The 15,509-nt window shown below is 65.4% G+C and carries 14 protein-coding genes; 7 read left to right on the top strand and 7 right to left on the bottom strand.

Going from position 1 to position 15,509, the window contains the following annotated elements; genetic code table 11:
* The first annotated feature begins 28 nt into the window (after nucleotides 1-28).
* From IV091_RS08835 to eda, 3 genes are all read left to right on the top strand, one after another.
* Nucleotides 29-622, top strand: coding sequence for an OmpA family protein (locus IV091_RS08835; RefSeq protein WP_293467710.1), 594 nt, complete (start codon nucleotides 29-31; stop codon nucleotides 620-622).
* Between the two features lie 103 nt (nucleotides 623-725).
* Nucleotides 726-2,543 (top strand): phosphogluconate dehydratase, encoded by a 1,818-nt coding sequence (gene edd, locus IV091_RS08830; RefSeq protein ID WP_293467708.1) that lies wholly within the window; start codon nucleotides 726-728, stop codon nucleotides 2,541-2,543.
* On the top strand, nucleotides 2,534-3,196 hold the full coding sequence (gene eda / locus IV091_RS08825; protein ID WP_293467705.1) for a bifunctional 4-hydroxy-2-oxoglutarate aldolase/2-dehydro-3-deoxy-phosphogluconate aldolase: 663 nt from the start codon (nucleotides 2,534-2,536) through the stop codon (nucleotides 3,194-3,196). Before edd ends, eda begins: the two co-directional genes overlap by 10 nt.
* Nucleotides 3,197-3,279: 83 nt before the next feature.
* On the opposite strand, the gene gloA is transcribed toward eda, so the two are convergent.
* The gene (gloA, locus tag IV091_RS08820) at nucleotides 3,280-3,690 is read right to left on the bottom strand and encodes a lactoylglutathione lyase (RefSeq protein WP_293467703.1); all 411 of its coding nucleotides are present in this window, start codon (nucleotides 3,688-3,690) and stop codon (nucleotides 3,280-3,282) included.
* Between the two features lie 93 nt (nucleotides 3,691-3,783).
* Nucleotides 3,784-4,335: a PaaI family thioesterase gene (locus IV091_RS08815; RefSeq protein WP_293467701.1), complete on the bottom strand. Its 552-nt coding sequence runs from the start codon at nucleotides 4,333-4,335 to the stop codon at nucleotides 3,784-3,786.
* A 48-nt stretch (nucleotides 4,336-4,383) separates the two neighbouring features.
* Here IV091_RS08815 and IV091_RS08810 point away from each other — a divergent pair, with 48 nt between their 5' ends.
* Nucleotides 4,384-4,860 (top strand): MarR family winged helix-turn-helix transcriptional regulator, encoded by a 477-nt coding sequence (locus tag IV091_RS08810; RefSeq protein ID WP_293467699.1) that lies wholly within the window; start codon nucleotides 4,384-4,386, stop codon nucleotides 4,858-4,860.
* Nucleotides 4,861-4,949: 89 nt separating this feature from the next.
* The gene (locus IV091_RS08805) at nucleotides 4,950-6,344 is read left to right on the top strand and encodes an MATE family efflux transporter (RefSeq protein WP_293467697.1); all 1,395 of its coding nucleotides are present in this window, start codon (nucleotides 4,950-4,952) and stop codon (nucleotides 6,342-6,344) included.
* A gap of 57 nt (nucleotides 6,345-6,401) precedes the next feature.
* Here IV091_RS08805 and IV091_RS08800 read toward each other — a convergent pair whose 3' ends face one another.
* From IV091_RS08800 to IV091_RS08790, 3 genes are all read right to left on the bottom strand, one after another.
* Nucleotides 6,402-7,652 (bottom strand): DUF4010 domain-containing protein, encoded by a 1,251-nt coding sequence (locus IV091_RS08800; RefSeq protein WP_293467695.1) that lies wholly within the window; start codon nucleotides 7,650-7,652, stop codon nucleotides 6,402-6,404.
* A gap of 45 nt (nucleotides 7,653-7,697) precedes the next feature.
* A complete protein-coding gene (locus tag IV091_RS08795; RefSeq protein ID WP_293467692.1) occupies nucleotides 7,698-8,480 on the bottom strand; it encodes an SDR family NAD(P)-dependent oxidoreductase in 783 nt (260 codons plus the stop codon).
* A 190-nt stretch (nucleotides 8,481-8,670) separates the two neighbouring features.
* The gene (locus IV091_RS08790) at nucleotides 8,671-10,425 is read right to left on the bottom strand and encodes a DEAD/DEAH box helicase (protein ID WP_293467689.1); all 1,755 of its coding nucleotides are present in this window, start codon (nucleotides 10,423-10,425) and stop codon (nucleotides 8,671-8,673) included.
* 371 nt (nucleotides 10,426-10,796) lie between these two features.
* Between IV091_RS08790 and ettA the strand changes: the two genes are divergently transcribed.
* Nucleotides 10,797-12,458: an energy-dependent translational throttle protein EttA gene (ettA, locus tag IV091_RS08785; RefSeq protein WP_293467686.1), complete on the top strand. Its 1,662-nt coding sequence runs from the start codon at nucleotides 10,797-10,799 to the stop codon at nucleotides 12,456-12,458.
* Nucleotides 12,459-12,600: 142 nt separating this feature from the next.
* The gene (locus tag IV091_RS08780; protein ID WP_293467683.1) at nucleotides 12,601-13,143 is read left to right on the top strand and encodes a DUF1415 domain-containing protein; all 543 of its coding nucleotides are present in this window, start codon (nucleotides 12,601-12,603) and stop codon (nucleotides 13,141-13,143) included.
* Nucleotides 13,144-13,201: 58 nt separating this feature from the next.
* On the opposite strand, the gene IV091_RS08775 is transcribed toward IV091_RS08780, so the two are convergent.
* Both IV091_RS08775 and IV091_RS08770 read right to left on the bottom strand, forming a co-directional pair.
* Complete coding sequence (locus tag IV091_RS08775) at nucleotides 13,202-14,557, bottom strand: DASS family sodium-coupled anion symporter (protein WP_293467681.1); 1,356 nt, start codon at nucleotides 14,555-14,557, stop codon at nucleotides 13,202-13,204.
* Nucleotides 14,554-15,447 carry a universal stress protein gene (locus tag IV091_RS08770; protein WP_293467679.1) on the bottom strand — a complete coding sequence of 298 codons (894 nt, stop codon included), beginning with the start codon at nucleotides 15,445-15,447 and terminating at the stop codon, nucleotides 14,554-14,556. Before IV091_RS08770 ends, IV091_RS08775 begins: the two co-directional genes overlap by 4 nt.
* Nucleotides 15,448-15,509: the final 62 nt, after the last annotated feature.

Here is a 15,509-nt window from a genome sequence, read left to right as displayed (position 1 = left end):
GACGATTTTTCGTGACCGGAGTCGGGCTATGTTTTCTGAAAATAATGACGGCCAGCAAGGCCTTGCACTGACGGTGGTTTTTGGGTTGGTGGCGCTGGTCGTCGCCACGGTGATCGGTTTCGGGGTGCAGCAAAGCCGCGCGCGCCTGAAAGCCACGCCCGCCGCCGCAAGCCCGGCTGCGGTCCCAGGCCCGGCTACCGCCCCCGCGCTCCCGTTGCCCGTCAGCCCGCCGATCGAGGCGCCCGCATCCGCAGCCGCCACGGCGCAAGCGGTTGCGGACGCGGCCAGCATCCAGGTGGAACAGGGTGTGGTCAAGTTTTACTTTGCCTCCGGCAGTGCCGAGCTGGCGGCGGGGGCGGGCGACGCGCTGGCTGATATGGTCAAGGCGGCCCAGGCAGGCCAGGGGCGCCGCAAGCTGGTGATTTCAGGCTTTCACGATGCCGTCGGCGACCCGCTCAGGAATGCCGACTTGGCGCGCAGGCGCGCCCTGGCGGTGCGTGCGGCCCTGAAGGCCGCCGGTGTGGCGGACGCGCAAATTGAACTTGCCAAGCCCCGGCCGCTGACCGGCAGCGGCAGCGGCAGCGATGCGGATGCACGGCGCGTGGAAATCAGCCTCCAATAGGCCCTGCGTTTGGTAACCACCCTGTAACCCAAAAGGGGGAAATGTCCCGGTAACCCGTTACCATAGAGTCAGTAATTAAGTTACAGACTTATAAGGCACCCTCATGGCACTCCACCCCGCAGTTTCAGACATCACGGCCCGCATTGCCGAGCGCAGCGGCCCGACGCGCCGCGCCTACCTGGCGCAGCTACACGCCGACAGCACGCGCCCGCCCAGCATGGACCGCATGGGTTGCGCCAACATTGCGCATGCGGTGGCCGGCATTCCGCTGGACGACCGCTTCAAGGTCATCACCCAGCGTGCGCCCAACATCGGCATCGTCACCGCCTACAACGACATGCTGTCGGCGCACACGCCGCTGCAAGGCTACCCGGCCCTGATCAAGGACGAAGCGCGCAAGCTGGGCGCCACGGCGCAGGTGGCGGGCGGCGTGCCGGCCATGTGCGACGGCGTCACGCAGGGCACCAGCGGCATGGAGCTCAGCCTGTTCAGCCGCGATGTGATTGCCATGGCGACCGCCGTGGCGCTTAGCCACGACATGTTTGACGCCGCGCTGATGCTCGGCGTGTGCGACAAGATCGTGCCCGGCCTGCTGATTGGCGCGCTGCAGTTTGGCCACTTGCCCACGGTGTTTGTGCCGGCCGGACCGATGCCGTCGGGCCTGCCCAACAAGGAAAAAGCCCGGCTGCGCGAGCAGGCGGCGCAGGGCCTGATCGGGCGGGAAGGCTTGCTGGAGGCTGAACTGCAGTCCTACCACAGCCCCGGCACCTGCACGTTTTACGGCACGGCCAACAGCAACCAGATGCTCCTCGAAGCCATGGGCCTGCATGTGCCCGGCACCGCTTTTGTGGCGCCCGGCGGCGCGTTGCGCGACGAACTCACGCGCGAGGCGGCGCGTACCGTGCTGGGCATCATCAAGTCCAGGCGGTTTGCGCCGATTGGCCAGCTTGTCGACGAACGGGCTATCGTCAACGCCATGGTGGCGCTGCTGGCCACCGGCGGTTCGACCAACCACCTGATTCACTGGGTCGCCGTGGCGCAGTCGGCCGGCATTGTGATTGACTGGAATGACTTTTCGGCCTTGTCCGATGTGGTGCCGCTGCTGACGCATGTTTACCCCAACGGCAGCGCCGACGTGAACCAGTTCCAGGCGGCAGGCGGCACCGGGCTGGTGATCCGCGAATTGCTCGATGCAGGCTTCATGCACGAGGACGTGCTGACGGTGCGGGAAGGCGGCATCCGCGAATACACCCGCGAGCCGGCCATGGTGGGCGCCGCCCTGGTCTGGCATGACGCCGGCGACTCCAGGGACGACACCATCGTGCGGCCGGTCACCCGCCCGTTCAGCCCCACGGGCGGGCTCAAGCTGCTGCAGGGCAACCTGGGCCGCAGCGTGATCAAGGTGTCCGCCGTGCCCGATGACCGGCATGTGATTGAAGCGCCGGCCCGCGTGTTTGACTCGCAGGAAGCCTTGCTTGCCTGCTTCAATGCCGGCGAGCTGGCGCGTGATGTGGTGTGCGTGGTGCGCTGGCAGGGGCCGCAGGCCAATGGCATGCCCGAGCTGCACAAGCTCACGCCGCCGCTGGCGGTGCTGCAGGGCAAGGGTTTCATGGTGGCGCTGGTCACGGACGGCCGCATGAGCGGCGCCTCGGGCAAGGTGCCCGCCGCGATTCACGTGTCGCCCGAAGCCGCTGCGGGCGGCCCGCTGGCCAAGGTGCGCGACGGCGACGTGATCCGCGTCGATGCGGTGACGGGCCAGTTGCAGGTGCTGGTGGCCGAGGTTGAATGGGCCGCGCGGCCGGTGGACCTGATGCCCGACGGCTTGCGCCAGCGCAACGGCGTTGGCATGGGCAGGGGATTGTTTGCCGGCATGCGCCAGCGGGCGTTAACAGCGGAAGAAGGAGCTTTATCGTGGATGTAACTTTAGACGTGAGCGGAAAACTGACCGCCTTGCAGGTCATGCGGGACGCCCCCGTGATTCCCGTGATTGTGCTGACGGACACCGGCCAGGCGGTGCTGCTGGCGCGCGCGCTGGTGGCGGGCGGCATCCGCATGCTGGAGGTCACTTTGCGCACGCCGCAGGCGCTGGCCTGTATTGAGGCCATTGCGCGTGAGGTGCCCGACGCCGTGGTGGGCGCCGGAACGGTGCGCAGCGCCGCAGACGCACAGGCCTGCGCCATGGCCGGCGCGCGCTTTGCGGTCAGTCCGGGTTACACCCATGCCGTGGGCCAGGCCTGCCGCGATGGCCGCTTGCCGCTGCTGCCCGGCGTGGCCACCGGCAGCGAAATCATGATGGCGCAGGAAGACGGCCTGAGTGAGCTCAAATTTTTTCCGGCGATGCAGGCCGGCGGGCCGGCCATGCTCAAAGCCTGGAGCGGGCCGTTTGGCGACGTGCGGTTTTGCCCCACCGGCGGCGTGAGCATGGCCAATGCGGCCGAGTTTTTGGCGCTGCCCAACGTGGCCTGCGTGGGCGGCTCCTGGCTCACGCCGGCCGACGCGCTGGCGCGTGGCGACTGGGCACAGGTGACGGCGCTGGCGCAGCAGGCCTGCCAGCTGGTCCGCCCGAATGCCTGATTTTAAGAAAAAAAGGATTTTTGCCAAATAATCACGGGAGCTTATAGCTATAAAAAATATAGCTACATAGATGGCCCTGCAGGCTAGCGCAGCCCGGCGCCTTCAGCGTATTCAGCGCGCTGGATCAACTCGATCTTGTAGCCGTCCGGGTCCGTCACGAAGGCGATCACCGTGCTGCCGCCCTTGACCGGGCCGGCTTCGCGCGTCACGTTGCCGCCCGCCGCCTTGATTTTTTCGCAGGCCGCGTAGGCATCGGGCACGCCGAGCGCGATGTGGCCATAGGCCGTTCCCATCTCGTAGTGGTCGGTGCCGTGGTTGTAGGTCAACTCGATTTCGGCCTGTGCCGGGTTGCCTTCGTAGCCGACAAATGCCAGGCTGTATTGGTATTCCGGGTTTTCGGACCGGCGCAGCAGTTGCATGCCCAGCACCTTGGTGTAGAAATCGATGGAGCGCTGGAGGTCGCCAACGCGCAGCATGGTGTGTAGAAGTCGCATCGTGGGATCGTTCGGTAGTGGGGAAGCAGCAGATTGTCGCCAATCTGCCGCGACAGGCTGTACGGCCTGCCGATAGGCGTACGGTGCCGGGTCTTATTGCTGGCGCGGCGGCAACTCAAACACCAGGCAGGTGGTGGTGGCATGGGCATACAGCTTGCCGTCAGGCCCGACGATGCGGGCCTCGGCGGTGGCCAGCTGCCGGCCGCAGTGAAGCACGGTGCCGATGGCGCGCAGCGGGCCGGTTTGGTGCGAGGCCGCCCGCACGATGTTGACGCCGAGTTCGGCTGTTGTGTAGCCTCGGCCCACCGGCATCATGGTGTGCACGGCGCAGCCCAGTGCCGAGTCCAGCAGCGTTGCATACCAGCCACCATGCACGGTGCCCAGCGGGTTGTAGTGCTTGAGCTGCGGCGTGCCCTGGAACACGGCCTTTCCGGGTGCCACTTCCACCAGGGAAAAATCCAGGGTTTCTGCAATGTGGGGAAAGGGCAGTTCGCCCGCCAGCATGGCCTGCATGATTTCCAGGCCGGTCTTGCCCGCCACCATGTCGGGGTGTGCCAGGCCCGCCTTGCCGCCGCCGGCCCGCATGCGTTCAACGACGGTGCTGCGCTCTTCGTTCCACAAGTCAAGTGTCTGTTCCGGGGTCATTTTGGGTCCATTGGTTGTAGCTGCAATAATTGTAGCTACAATCAAATGATGAATCCTGTCACATCTGCGTCAGCGCTGTCCGGCCTCCGGCCTCAGGGCTGCACCAATCTGAAGCTGCGCCAGCTGATGCGCCGCGTGACGCAGCATTACGACGCCGAAGTCGGCAAGAGCGGGCTGAAAGGCACGCAGTATTCCTTGCTGTCCTACGTCCTCAAGTTGGGCCCCATCCGCCCCGGGGACCTGGCGCGCGAAATGATGGTCGATGCCTCCACGCTGACGCGCAACCTCAAGCCGATGGTCGCGGCGGGCTGGCTGGCGCTGGCGCCCGGTGGCGACGGGCGCAGCCGCCTCGTCAGCATCACCGATGCCGGCCGCCAGAAGCGGGCCGAAGCCCAGCGGCGCTGGCGGGTGGCGCAGGAGGGCCTCAATCAATTGCTGGGCTCAGACCGCGTGCTGGCCCTGCACGCGCTGATGGACGAAGCGCTGGAGCGCCTGTCGCCTGTCCCTGGCGTTCATGATGAATAGGCCGATGCGCTGGCGGTTGGCGCTGGTCAACCTGCTGATCCGCGAAGCCCGGGTGCTTCGTGCTACCGCCTAGGCACGGCGTGAGCGCGATGGACCCCCGCACCCGACTGCTGCTGGAGGCGCCGATCGCGTCCACCCTGCTGCGCCTGGCCGCGCCCAACGTGCTGGTCATGCTGGCGCAGGCCGGCGTCGGGCTGATGGAAACCTATTTCGTCGGCAAGCTCGGCACTGACGCGCTGGCCGGCATGGCCCTGGTTTTTCCCGTGGTGATGCTGATGCAGATGACCTCGGCCGGTGCGATGGGCGGCGGCATTGCCTCGGCCATTGCGCGCGCGCTCGGCGCGCGGCGCCGGGCCGATGCCGACGCGCTGGTGCTGCACGCCATCGTCATCGCCGGCGTGTTCTCGCTGCTGTTCATGCTGGCGGTGCTGGGCGGCGGCCGCTGGCTGTATGGCAGGATGGGCGGGACCGGCGGCGCGCTGGAGGCGGCCATGACCTATTCCAACTGGGTGTTCGCCGGCGCCGCACTGGTGTGGATTTTCAACACACTGTCAGCCGTGATTCGCGGCACCGGCAATATGGCGGTGCCGGCCGTCGTCACCGTTGCGGGGGCGCTGGTGCTGGTGCCGCTGTCGCCGCTGCTGATTTTCGGCTGGGGCCCGCTGCCCGGGCTGGGCATTGCCGGTGGCGCCGTCGCCTTGCTGGCGTACTACCTGGTTGGCAGCCTCGCGCTGGCGGCCTATCTGTGGTCGCCGAAAAGCCTGCTGCGTCCGTCGCTGACCCACATCCGTTTTCGCTGGCTGCTGTTCAAGGACATCCTGCGTGTCGGCCTGGTCGGCACGGTGTCCACCGTGGCCACCAACCTGGCCATAGGCATCACCACCGCGCTGGTTGGCGGTTTTGGGACGGCTGCGATTGCCGGTTACGGAACGGCCTCGCGACTGGAGTATTTGCTGGTGCCGCTGGTGTTCGGCCTGGGCGCGCCACTGGTGGCGATGGTCGGCACCTGCATGGGGGCAGGCCAGCGTGAGCGCGCGCTGAAAGCCACCTGGATAGGCGCCGGCCTTGCCTTTGCGATGACCGAAGCCATCGGTCTGTGGGCGGCCGCTTTTCCACGGGCCTGGCTGTCGCTGTTCAACAGCGACCCGGCGATGCTGGAGGCGGGCAGCCTGTACCTGCGGGCGGTGGGGCCGGTTTATGGCTTTTTCGGCCTGGGTCTGGTGCTGTACTTTGCATCGCAGGGGGCCGGGCGTCTGCTCTGGCCGGTGATTGGCAATGTGGCGCGGCTGGCTGTGGCCGTCACCGGCGGCTGGCTGGCCTTGCGCTGGGGCAGCGGCTTGACCGGGGTATTCATCGCCCAAGGCGTGGCGCTGGTCATCTACGGGCTGGTGAACGCCTCGGCCATCGCCGGCGGTGCGTGGTTTGGCGCTATGGGCTGGCCGCGCACGACGGCGGGGCTGTTGAAACGATTGACGCGGGCATGAGCGCCAGAAAATAGGCCGCGGGACGTTGAATCGGTGCTTGTGCGTCGCTTTGCGGGCTTATCCCATCAACGTACCCAGCCAAACCGCGACTATCACCAGCGCCAGCCCCGGCACAATACGCGCCGCATAACGTACGCCGCCGGCGCTAAACGCCACCAGCACTTTCATCAGCGTGTTGGTGGTGAGTCCCGCCAGAATCGGCCACAGCGCCGCGTTCACCGACAGCTTGTGGGCCACGACCAGCGACGCGACCGAGGCGGCGGTCGCATGCGTGTCCACCAGTCCTGTCAATGCGGCTGCCAGCAAGGTGCCGCGCGCGCCCAGCCAGGCGCTCAGGCCTGCAGACAGCAGCAACACGGCGCTGACGACCGCAGAAAATACCAGCGCGGTTTTCAGATCGAAGGCGCGGCCGGCGTCTGCATTGGGCTGCTCCTGCTGCTGCGACGCCTTCCCGGGAATGAAGGGCAGGCTATAGGCGCAGGCAGCCGCGCCGCCGAACAGCAGCGGCCATAGCAGCGCATCGAGCAGCGCTGGCTGCACCGTGGCCACCACCACGGCCATCTGGATGATGGTGGCCACGGTGGAGAGCACCGCGCCCGCCACGGCGCTGGTCATTTGCGCCGGTTGCTGCTGCGCGCGCGCGCCCATGGCGTGGATGGTCGCCGTGCTGGACACGAAGCCTGCGGCAAAGCCAGCCAGCGGCAAGCCGTAGCGCGGCCCCAGGGCGCGCATGGCGACATAGCCCAGCGCGCTGATACCCATCACCAGCACGATCAGGCGCGTGATGGCGTGCGGGTTGATCGCATCGAACGGCCCCATGAAGCGGTCCGGCGCCAGCGGCAAGGCAATCAGGGCTGCGGCCAGAAACAGCAGTGCGTCGTGCAACTCGCGTTCGCTCAGCACGCTGCTGACGAAATGGTGAATGCGGTTTCGTGCCGCCAGCAAAGCCGCCAGCGCCACGCCTATGCCGGCGGCCAGGCTGGCGTCGCGCATCGCCAGGCCGCCCAGCAGGCAGGTCAGCAGCAGGGCAATCTCGGTGGTCATGCCCGGGTCATCGCTCTGCGTGCGCAGGTAGGCCGCCACGGCCAGCGCGCCCACCACCAGCGCCACCACGGCCAGCAGCAGCCCACCGCCCAGCAGCACACCCAGGGCTCCCAGCAGGGCAGAGGCGGCAAAGGTGCGAATACCCGCCGCACCGCGCGCAGGTCCGCTGCCTTTTCGGCGTTCGCGCTCGGCGCCAATCAGCAGGCCTGTGCCGAGCGCGACGCACAGGCCTAGCAGCGTGGAAATGTCAGTCAGGGGCGGCATGGTGGCAGTCTGGATTTGCTTTAAGCGCCCCGAAACCGGGTTTTGCTACACCGCCACCGTGTAGTTCAGGGTCATGCGTCCACCATCGACCACCACGATCTCGCCGGTGATGTAGCTGGCCGCGTCGCTGGCCAGGTAGGCCACCGTGTCGGCGATTTCCGAGGGCTCGCCCAGCCGCTTCATCGGGGTACGGCTCAGGATGCGGGCTTTGGCTTCGTCGCTGGTCAGCACGGCCCGGGCCGCCAGTTCGGTGGCGATGGTGCCGGGCGCCACCGCGTTCACGCGCACGCCCTTGTCGGCCAGCGACAGCGCCATCACGCGCGTGAGCTGGTTGATGCCGCCCTTGCTGACGTTGTAGCTGGCAATCGTGGGAATGGCCAGCGTACCGTTGACCGAGCTCATGTTGATGATGCTGCCCTTGCCGGCTTTGGCCATGCTGCGCGCCACGGCCTGGCCCACCAGGAATGCGCCCTTGAGGTTGATGCGCAGGACCGCGTCGAAATCTTCCTCGGTGGCGTCAAGGAAATCAGCCGCTTTGAAAATTCCGGCGTTGTTGACCAGTACGTCGATGCGGCCATGCGCTGCCAGGACGCTGGCCACCAGGGCATCGACCTGGGCCTTGTCGCCCACGTCGCAATGCAGGTACAGGCCGCCCAGTTCGCGGGCCAGCGCGGTGCCGCGCAGGTCGTCAATGTCGGCCACCACGATGTGCGCGCCTTCCCGCGCGAAGCGGCGAATGCAGGCCTCGCCAATGCCTTGCGCGCCACCCGTGACGATGCAGACACGGCCGGCTAGCCCGAAGGAAATTTTGGATGCGTTGGCGTTCATGGCGGGATAGTAGCAGCGCCTGCGCTGAAAACCCCCGCTTGCCCATTTTTGCTATTTAATAAATAGCGGATAAAGCCCATTCTGATTGGGCTTTTGCCATGAATTTTTCAAAAAAAAGGCAAGAAGAGCCGATGGCCTCTTGCCTGTTTGATGCCGCCCGGTGCTTGGTCACCGGGCGAGGGGGCGGGGCTTATCGGCCCGTGAACGAGCCTGTGCCGCCTGAGCGCCGCGGTCCGTTGTTGCTGCTTCGGCCACCAGGGCCGCCTGCGCCGCCGCCACCGCTGGGGCGGCTGCCCCGGAAGTTGTTGCGGTTGCCTGTGGGCTGGCCGGACGAAGGGAAGCCGGACGATGCGTGGCTGGCCGGCTGCTGGTTGTCAAAGTCGTTGCGCGGCTCGCTGCTGTGCGCGCGGGGCGCTTGCGCATAGGCGTTTCTGGGCTGGCCCGAAGGCTGGCCGCCACCTTGGCCGTAACCGGTGTTCTGGCGTGGCTGGGCCGGGCTGCGGCGGCCGGCATTGCCGCCGCCGTAAGGGCTGCCGCGGCTGTCGCTACGACCTTCGCCACCACCACCATTGCCGCCGGCCGGGCTGCGGCCACGGCCGCCTGCATTGGCGCTGCGTTCGCCGCCACCACCACCATTGCCGCCACGCGCAGGCTGTGCGCCTTTGGTGTCACGGATGCGTGTCATCATTTCGCTGCGTGCGGCCTTGGCGGCTGCCTGCATCACGTCGCGGCTTGGCGGCTTGCCCAGGCCGCCCCAGATGGTCTGGCGGCCCATGGCCAGCGGCTCGGCTTTTTCGCCGGGCTCGGCTTCAAAGCCGGGAACAATGATTTTTTCGATGTTCTGCTTGGTAAAGCGCTCGATGTCCTGCATGAAGCCTTCTTCGTCCAGGCACACCAGGCTCACGGCCTCGCCGCTGTTGCCGGCGCGGCCGGTGCGGCCGATGCGGTGCACATAGTCTTCGCTGACGTTCGGGATTTCGTAGTTCACCACGTGCGGCAGCTCGTCGATGTCAATGCCGCGTGCGGCGATGTCGGTGGCGACCAGCGCGCGGATGTCGCCATTCTTGAAGCCCTGCAGGGCTTGCGTGCGTGCGGTCTGGCTCTTGTTGCCGTGCAGCGCCATGGCCAAAATACCATTTTTGGTCAGGTGTTCGGCCACATTGTTGGCGCCGAACTTGGTGCGCGTGAACACCAGCACCTGGCTCCAGTTGTGCTCGTTGATGATGTGCGTGAGCAGCGCTTTCTTTTTGCTGCGGCCGACCGGGTGAACGGTTTGCGTGATGCGCTGCACCGTGGTGTTGCGCGGCGTCACCTGAATCGACACCGGGTTGCGCAGCAGGCCGTTGGTCAGTTCGCGGATTTCATCGCTGAACGTGGCGCTGAACAGCAGCGTCTGCTTTTGCTTGGGCACCAGGGCCAGCACTTTCTTGATGTCGTGGATGAAGCCCATGTCCAGCATGCGGTCGGCTTCGTCCAGGATCAGGATCTGCACCTGGCTCAGGTCCAGCGTGCCCTGGCCTGCATGGTCGAGCAGGCGGCCGGGGGTGGCCACCAGAATGTCCACGCCGCGGCGCAGTTTTTCAATTTGCGCGCCCATGCCGACACCACCAAACATCACCATCGAGGTGAGGTCCAGGTATTTGCCGTAAGTGCGTACGCTTTCTTCCACCTGGGCGGCGAGCTCGCGGGTCGGCGTCATGATGAGGGCGCGCACGGCATTGACGCCGCGCCGGTTGGTCAGGCGAGGCTCGGTGCTCAGGCGCTGCAGCAGCGGCAGCGTGAAAGCGGCCGTCTTGCCGGTGCCGGTCTGGGCGCCGCCCAGCAAGTCGCTGCCTGCGAGCACAGCGGGAATAGCCTGTGCCTGGATGGGCGTGGGCGTGTCATAGCCTTGCTCAAGCACGGCTTTAAGAATGGCCGGAGCCAGATTCAATTCTTCAAATGTCATGGTGTTGCACCCAGGGGGCGCTTTAGATCGGCCTGTTGGGCGCCTTGTTTGAAGGCAACCCGCCAGTCATAGGCAGATGGGGTCAGGGACTCGGGCCAAAAACACCGTCGGTAATTACTGCAAAGTAGTACAGGGATGTGCCCAAATGTTGAGGGCAACTGGAGCCACCAACCCCGGTATTGTTGCACGGAACGATAATCGACGTATTCACGCCATGCACGTGCCTTGATTTGAGGCGTCGGCCCCCAAGGTAATGGATGTTGTTTTCGTCTGCAAAAGACCCCTGCAAAGAGCCCCCTAGAACCCTGTGTACAGGCGGCCTGCAGCCCGTTTCTTTTGCGTTGTTTCCTATTTTTAGCAAAGTGATCCTGATGGCTCAGTACGTATTCACCATGAACAAGGTCGGCAAAATTGTGCCGCCCAAGCGACAGATTCTCAAGGACGTTTCCCTGAGCTTTTTCCCCGGCGCCAAGATCGGCGTGCTGGGCGTCAACGGTTCCGGCAAATCCACCCTGCTCAAGATCATGGCCGGCATTGACAAGGAAATCGAAGGCGAAGCCACGCCGATGCCTGGCCTGAACATCGGCTACCTGCCGCAGGAACCCAAGCTCAATCCCGAGCACACGGTACGCGAGAGCGTGGAAGCCGGCATGGGCGCGGTGTTTGCCGCCAAGGCCCAGCTCGAAGACGTGTATGCCGCTTATGCCGAGGAAGATGCCGACTTCGATGCGCTGGCCGCCGAGCAGGCACGCCTGGAAGCCATCATTGCCACGGCCGGCACTGACTCCGAGCACCAGCTTGAAATCGCTGCCGATGCGCTGCGCCTGCCGCCCTGGGACGCCAAGATCGGTCTTTTGTCCGGCGGTGAAAAGCGCCGCGTGGCGCTGTGCAGCATGCTGCTATCCAAGCCCGACATGCTGCTGCTCGACGAACCCACCAACCACCTGGATGCCGAATCGGTGGACTGGCTGGAGCAGTTTTTGCAGCGTTACCCTGGTACCGTGGTGGCCATCACCCATGACCGCTACTTCCTGGACAACGCCGCCGAATGGATTCTGGAACTGGACCGTGGTCACGGCATTCCCTGGAAGGGTAACTACAGTTCCTGGCTGACCCAAAAAGGGGATCGTCTGGCGCTGGAGCAAAAGGGCGAGGAAGCCCGCGCCAAGGCCCTGAAAAAAGAACTGGAATGGTCGCGCCAGAACCCCAAGGCCCGCCAGGCCAAGAGCAAGTCGCGCCTGGCCCGGTTTGAGGAACTGTCCGACTTTGAATACCAGAAGCGCGTCGAAACCAATGAAATCTTCATTCCGGTGGCCGAGCGTCTGGGCCATCAGGTCATCGAGTTTCACAACGTCACCAAATCGTTTGGCGACCGGGTGCTGATTGACAACCTGAGCTTCACCGTTCCGGCGGGCGCCATCGTCGGCATCATCGGCCCGAACGGCGCCGGTAAATCGACGCTGTTCAAGCTGATCGCCGGCAAGGAAAAGCCGGACGCCGGCGAAGTGGTGATTGGCTCGACCGTGCGCATGGCCTTCGTGGACCAGCACCGCGATGATCTGGCGAATGAAAAAACCGTCTGGGAAGACGTTTCGGGCGGCCTGGACATTTTGAATGTCGGCAAGTTCCAGATGCCCAGCCGCGCTTATTGCGGGCGCTTCAACTTCAACGGCGGCGACCAGCAAAAACGCGTCGGCACGCTGTCGGGCGGCGAGCGAGGGCGCTTGCACCTGGCCAAAACGCTGATTGCCGGCGGCAACGTGCTGATGCTCGATGAGCCGTCCAACGACCTGGACGTGGAAACCCTGCGCGCGCTGGAAGACGCGCTGCTCGAATTTGCCGGCTCGGTGATGGTCATCAGCCACGACCGCTGGTTCCTCGACCGCATTGCCACCCACATCCTGGCCGCCGAGGGCGACAGCCAGTGGACTTTCTTTGACGGCAACTACCAGGAATACGAAGCCGACAAGAAGCGCCGTCTGGGCGAAGAGGGTGCCAAGCCCAAGCGCATGCGTTTCAAGGCATTGCATTAAGCCCCCACGCTTTTCACTTCGTGTAATGCGCTGCCCCCCGAGGGGGCGCTGCGCCTGCGGCCCGGCGAAGCCGGTTCCGCGGCCCCTGCTGGGCCGAGAATTCTCACGACCGCTGATGGCGTGTAGCTTGCTGGAGATGCTGATGACCGACGACGAAGTCCTGACTCAAACCCGTCACTGGCTTGAAAAAGCCGTGATCGGGCTGAACCTGTGCCCGTTCGCCAAAGCTGTTTATGTGAAGGATCAGGTGCGCCTGGTGGTCAGCCACGCCCGGCATGCCGATGATTTGCTGGATGAACTGGACCGTGAACTCGACCTGCTGGTGGCCACGCCAGCGCAAGAGCTCGACACCACGCTGCTGATTCATCCCACGCTATTTGAAGATTTCCTTGATTTCAACGATTTTCTGGAAATTGCCGAAGGCGTGGTGGACGAGCATGGGCTGGAAGGCGTGGTGCAACTGGCCAGCTTTCACCCGAAGTTCCAGTTTGACGGCACCGAGCCGGACGACATCGGCAACTACACCAACCGCGCGCCGTTTGCCATCCTGCACTTGCTGCGCGAGGAAAGCATTGACCGTGCGGTCGAGGCTTTTCCGCAGGCGGAAGCAATTTTTGAAGAGAACATCAAGACGCTGGAAAAGCTGGGCCATGCGGGTTGGCAGTGCCTGGGTTTGCCAGGCTGATTTTTGTCCTGGTGGCTGTCAGGCCCGGCCCTGCCCCTTGTCTGCAGGGCCGCGTGCTTCACCACTGAACCGCTGTTGCCAGCGCGCTGATTACCGCAATCGACACCAGGTTCAGGGCCAGGCCGCAGCGCATCATGGTGCCCTGTGAAACTTGTTCAGTGGCAAAAACAATCGCGTTGGGCGGAGTTGCCACCGGCAGCATGAAGGCGCATGACGCCGCTGCTGCAATGGCGGCGGCCAGCAGTTGCGGCGGCAATCCGAGCGCGCTGGCAACCCCGAGGAAGATCGGTATCAGCAAGGCGGCGCTGGCGGTGTTGCTGACCAGTTCCGTTAAAAAGACGACGAATGTCACCATGCCCAGCAGTACCAGCAGCACGGGTGCGCCCTGCAGCAGTGCCAGCAACTGCCCGGCAAGAAACTGGCTGGCACCGCTGGCGCGCATGACCTCGCTCAGTGCCAGCCCGCCGCCAAAAAGCAGCAGCACGCCCCATTGGGTGCCTTGCTCCACCTCGGGCCAGCGCAGTGTGCCGCTTGCGACCAGCGCAATGAGGGCGGCCAGTGCAATCAGGCTGTCGATGTCCGCATCGATGTCGAGCATTTTCCCGATCGGTGCGCTGGCCACCCAGGCGGCCGCGGTCAGCGCAAACACGGCCATCGTGGTGCGCCGTTCGCGGGTCCACACCAGCGCCTCGCGCGTCACGGTGATGCGCCCGCGCAGCCTTGGCCGCAGCGTCAGGTACAGCACGCCAATCATCAGCGGCAACAGCAGCGCCACCAGCGGCACACCAAACGCCAGCCACTGCGCAAAGCCAATGCCGGCCTGGGCGGCGGCAATGGCGTTGGGTGGGCTGCCGACCAACGTGCCCATGCCGCCGATGTTGGCGCTGTAGGCCAGGCCAAGCAGCACGAAGGATTTTTCGCGCGTGCCCATGGGGCTGTCGGCTGCTTCGCCGTCCTGCAGCAGCCCGCGCGCCAGCGGCAGCATCATGGCGGCGCAGGCGGTGTTGCTGATCCACATGGATAGCAGCGCGGTCAGTCCAAACAGCAGCAACACGGCGCGAACCCGGTGTCCGCCGGCCAGGCGCAGCACCGCCAGTGCCAATGCGCGGTCCAGACCGTGGCGCTGCAGCGCGGCGGCCAGCGCAAAGCCGCCCAGGAACAAGAAAATGATGGGATGCGCAAAGGGCGCCAGCGCCTCGCGCACGCCCATCAGGCCCGTCAACACGGCCAGCAGCGGCACCATGAGTGCGCTGATGCTCAGGGGTAGCGCCTGCGTCATCCAGAGGCTGCCAATCAGCACAAACAGCGCCAGGCCGGCGCGCAGCGCATCTGGCGGCGGCGCGGCCGCGTAGACCAGCGCGGCCAGCGCCAGGCTCGCCAGGGTGCGGGGCAGCGCGCCCCACTGCAAGTTCATGCTGCGCGCGCCACTGAAACCAGTACGTCGCTGCTGCCCTCGGCCAGCACAGATTTGGTCACGCTTCCCAGCAGGAGTTCTTCGGCGGCGGACTGGCCGTGTTTGCCCAGCACCACCAGGTCGCAGTCCTGTTCCTGCTCTTGTTCCACGATGCGCTGCCAGGCGTCGCCTTCGATGACGCAGGCATCCCAGTGGCCGGGTTTGAGGCCGGCCTGGTGGGCCAGCGTATCGAGCTGCTGCCTGGCGCTGGCCTGGGCTTGGCGGCGGTAGTGTTCAATCGTCTGGGTGTCCACGCCAGCGAGTTGCAGTTTTCCTTCAAACGGCACCTCAAACGCGCTAAGCAGCAGCAGCCTTGCGTGCGGCGCGACGCGCCGGGCGGTCTCAATCGCGTGCGCCGACCACGGTGAAAAGTCCACCGCCACCAGTACGCGGCGGTAGGGCCCACGCGGCGTCTGTTTGACCACCAGCAGTGGCTGCGTTGAGCGCAGCAGCAGCCGCTCGGACGTGGTGCCCAGCATCAGCCGGCGCAAAAAGCCGGCACCGCGCGCACCGAGCACCACCAGGTCGGCGTGCAGGGCATCGGCCTCGCGCGCAATTTCGTCCAGCACGCGGCCAGTGGCCAGCTGCGCTTGTATCGCCACGCGCCGCGCCGTGGCAAGCTCGTTGGCCAGCGTCTGCAGTCGCTCTGCGGCGTCCTTGAGCAGTTGCTGCTCGGCGCCGTGGCCAGCTCCCAGCCACTGCCGCAATTCGTCCAGCTTGGAGCCCGGGACCGCGTGCAGCAGCGTGAGCTGCGCGCCGGTCTCATGGGCCAGGTGCGCTGCGCGGTCTGCCGCGTGGCGTGCCGGTGCCGAAAAATCGGTGACGGCCAAAAGGGAGTGAAGAGGGGTCATGGTCGGTCCTTTTCAACAGGCAGGTGTATTTTCCTGACCAGGCGCTGTGCGGTGTGGTCGGC

This window comes from Polaromonas sp. (assembly GCF_018780625.1).
Classification (GTDB): domain Bacteria; phylum Pseudomonadota; class Gammaproteobacteria; order Burkholderiales; family Burkholderiaceae_C; genus Polaromonas.
This window is presented reverse-complemented; position numbering and strand designations above follow the sequence as displayed.